General features: G+C 70.9%; 2 protein-coding genes, 1 tRNA gene and 1 pseudogene. 3 read left to right on the top strand and 1 reads right to left on the bottom strand.

Translation table 11 applies throughout. The features are described 5' to 3' along the window. Positions 1 to 32 precede the first annotated feature (32 nt). Positions 33 to 293 carry a hypothetical protein gene (locus SACSA_RS0110610; RefSeq protein ID WP_019815743.1) on the bottom strand — a complete coding sequence of 87 codons (261 nt, stop codon included), beginning with the start codon at positions 291 to 293 and terminating at the stop codon, positions 33 to 35. 192 nt (positions 294 to 485) lie between these two features. On the opposite strand from SACSA_RS0110610, the gene SACSA_RS0110605 reads away from it, so the two are divergent. The 3 genes and pseudogenes from SACSA_RS0110605 to SACSA_RS26020 form a co-directional block, all read left to right on the top strand. Further along, a tRNA-Asn gene (locus tag SACSA_RS0110605) sits at positions 486 to 557 on the top strand. 204 nt (positions 558 to 761) lie between these two features. Beyond that, positions 762 to 1682, top strand: coding sequence for an AurF N-oxygenase family protein (locus SACSA_RS0110600; RefSeq protein WP_019815741.1), 921 nt, complete (start codon positions 762 to 764; stop codon positions 1680 to 1682). A 4-nt stretch (positions 1683 to 1686) separates the two neighbouring features. After that, a pseudogene (locus tag SACSA_RS26020) lies at positions 1687 to 3198 on the top strand (FAD-dependent oxidoreductase); the annotation flags it as partial. Positions 3199 to 3267: the final 69 nt, after the last annotated feature.

Below are 3267 nucleotides of genomic sequence, written 5' to 3'. Positions count from 1 at the left end.
CCGGCGGCCCGGCGGGTGGGTGCGGGGGCCGCTCAGCCGGGTCGGTGCCCGGTCGGGGACGCGGCTGTGGCGTAACCGTCGTGGCCGTGCGGCGTCGGCCTGCGACGCGGGGTGAACGGGAGCCGTCCCCCGATCTTTTCGCCCAGCTTCGCCCGTGCCACCCCGGCCGCGCCCTGCACGGCGGGATGGTCGGCCAGCCTGCGGTACGTGCGCACGATCTGCTCGTACCGGGCCCGCCCGGCACGGGCACCGAGCACGTACCCGGCGGCGGCGCCCATCAGGAATGCCTTCATCTCGTGATGCCTCCTCGACACAGGCGGTGCGACCATGATTGTCCCGCAGACCGGCCCCCCGTGCTGGGTGCCGTTCCGGTCGCGGCCGCTCGTGCCGGTCGCCGGGCGGCGAGGGGGGGGTGTGTGCCGCGCATGGCGGATGCGTTAGAGTAGTGATCCGTCAGCCCGGAGCGCTCCGGCTGGCGCGAGCGATCCCTCGTAGCTCAATGGCAGAGCATTCGGCTGTTAACCGAAGGGTTGCTGGTTCGAATCCAGCCGGGGGAGCCTCAGTGAACCCCAGGTCCGACGGGCCTGGGGTTTTTTCGTGTCTCCACGCCTGTCTTCGTTGCCTGTCTTCGTTCTCCTGTCTCGGCGGTCTCGCACCGCGCCCACCTGTCCTCACCGACCCCTGGGCAACCGCCGCAGCACGTGTTACCTTTGGTAACTGTAAATCGCGGTAACAGGTAAGTCGTCGTCAGGAGGCGTCCCATGACCAGCGTCGAAGGCACCCGTGAGCGGACGGACGCGCCCTCCTCGGACCGGGAGACCGTCGCACGGCGGTTGCTCGACTCGTCGGAGACGCTGTCCTACGACCCCGCCCGGGAGGTCGACTGGGAGACCCCGCTCGACACGGACTACCACGGCACCAGTCCGGAGTGGAGCACGCTGTACGGCACGGCGTACTGGGCCGAGATGACCGCCGAGCAGCAGCGCGAGCTCACCCGCCAGGAAGCGGCCTCGGTCGCGAGCACCGGCATCTGGTTCGAGATGATCCTGCAGCAGATGGTTCTGCGGGATTTCTACGCCAAGGACCCGACCGACCCGGCCTTCCAGTGGGCGTTGACCGAGATCGCCGACGAGTGCCGACACTCGATCATGTTCGCGCGGGGAGCGGCCAAGCTGCGCGCTCCCGCCTACCGGCCGCGTCGGGCGGTGGTCGAACTCGGCCGCGCGTTCAAGACCGTCGCGGGCGGGGAGGCCGCCTACGCGGCGATCCTGGTCGCCGAGGAAGTCCTCGACGTGATGCAGCGTGACTGGATGCGCGACGAACGGGTGGTCCCGTTCGTCCGTACCGTCAACAACATTCACGTGGTCGAGGAGTCCCGGCACATGAAGTTCGCCCGGGAGGAGACCCGCGAGCGGATGCGCGGTGTGGGCCGGGTGCGCAGGCAGGGCATCGCGCTGGTCGTGTCGATCGCGGCCTACTTCATCGTCACCAGCATGGTCAGCCGCGAGGTCTACGCCAACGCCGGTCTGGACACCCGGCGCGCCGTGCGGGAGGCGCGGGCCAACGAGCACCACAAGTCGATGCTGCGGTCGAGCTGCGCGGGGTTGATGGAGTTCCTCGACTCCGCGGGACTGCTGACCGCGGCGGCGACGCGGGTCTACAAGCGCGCGAACCTCATCTGAGGCCATGGCGTTCGCGATCACCCAGACCTGCTGCAACGACGCGTCGTGCGTGACGGTCTGCCCGGTCAACTGCATCCACCCGACGCCGGACGAACCGGAGTTCGGCACCACCGAGATGCTCTACATCGACCCGCGTAGTTGCATCGATTGCGGCGCGTGCGCCGACGCCTGTCCGGTCGACGCGATCGTTCCGGTCGACGCCCTTTCCGGTTCGCTCTCGGTCTACGCCGAGCTCAACGCCGGGTACTACGCCGAGCGCGACCCCGTGGCCGAGGCCGAGGTCGCTCCGAACTTCCACGCATGGGGCCCGCCGACGTTCAGCCGGACCGTGCCCAGTGACATGACGCCGCTGGACGTCGCGGTGGTCGGCACGGGACCGGCCGGGATGTACGCGGTGGAGGACCTGCTGCTGCACACCAACGCGCGCGTCACGCTGATCGACCGGCTGTCCGTGGCGGGCGGGCTCGTCCGGTACGGTGTCGCGCCCGACCACCCGTCGACGAAGAAGATCGGCGAGACGTTCGCGCGCTTCCACAAGCACCCCCGGCTCCGCTTGAAGCTCGGCGTCGAGGTGGGCGCCGACGTCACGGTGGATGAGCTGGGCGCCCGGTACGACGCGGTGATCTACGCGGTCGGGGCGTCGGCGGCCAAGGAACTCGGCATCCCCGGGGAGGAACTGCCCGGAAGTGTGGCCGCCTCGACCGTCGTGGGCTGGTACAACGGCCACCCGGACATCGCTGAGGACGCCGTGGATCTGTCGGCCGAACGGGTGGTTGTCGTCGGCAACGGCAATGTCGCGCTGGACGTCGCGCGCATTCTGACCGCCGATCCGGAAGAGCTGGCGGGCACCGACATCGCGCCGCACGCCCTGGCCCGGCTGCGGTCGAGTCGCGTGCGCGAGGTGGTGCTGCTCGGGCGGCGCGGACCCGAGGCCGCCGCGTTCACCAGGCCGGAGCTGCTCGCGCTGACCGGGGGAGAGGGCCGTGACCTGGTCGTGGATACGGCCGACCCGGCCACGACCCGGGCGCTCGACGCCGCGGAGCCCGCCGACAAGGCGGCTCTGCTGCGGGACGTGCGCCGCGAGCGGGTCGACTGGTCCGCCCCGCCCACGCCCGGGCCGCCGCGCATCGTCTTTCGGTTCCACTCCGCGCCCCGCCGGGTCGTGGGGGAGCAACGGATGCGCGGTGTACGCGTGACCGGTCCGGACGGAGACGAGGAACTGTCGGCGGGTCAACTCGTGCGGGCCGTCGGGCACCGGGGAACGCCGCTGCCCGGACTCCCATTCGATGCGGACACGGGCACGGTGCCGCATTCACGAGGCCGGGTCGCGGGACGCCACGGCACCTACGTCGTCGGCTGGATCAAACGAGGACCCTCCGGTGGTATCGGCGCCAACAAGGCCTGCGCCGCCGACACCGTCGGTGCGTTGCTCGATGACGCCGCCGCCGGACGCCTCGGCCCGTCCCGCCGCGGGTCGCCGGGTCTGACGTCCCTGGTATCCCGGCTGCGCGGGCGGGCACGGCTCCCCGGAGAAGTCGCCGGAGACCCCATCGGAGGAGGGCTCGTGATCGCCGTCTACGTGACG

The sequence above is a fragment of the Saccharomonospora saliphila YIM 90502 genome (assembly GCF_000383795.1).
Taxonomy (GTDB): domain Bacteria; phylum Actinomycetota; class Actinomycetes; order Mycobacteriales; family Pseudonocardiaceae; genus Saccharomonospora; species Saccharomonospora saliphila.
Note: the sequence above shows the minus strand (reverse complement) of the source record. Positions and strands in the feature narration are given on the sequence as shown.

Bases quoted from the DNA above. Each gene is read 5' to 3' on its own strand.
- SACSA_RS0110610 (WP_019815743.1), bottom strand. From the start codon at position 293: ATGAAGGCATTCCTGATGGGCGCCGCCGCCGGGTACGTGCTCGGTGCC.
- SACSA_RS0110600 (WP_019815741.1), top strand. From the start codon at position 762: ATGACCAGCGTCGAAGGCACCCGTGAGCGGACGGACGCGCCCTCCTCG.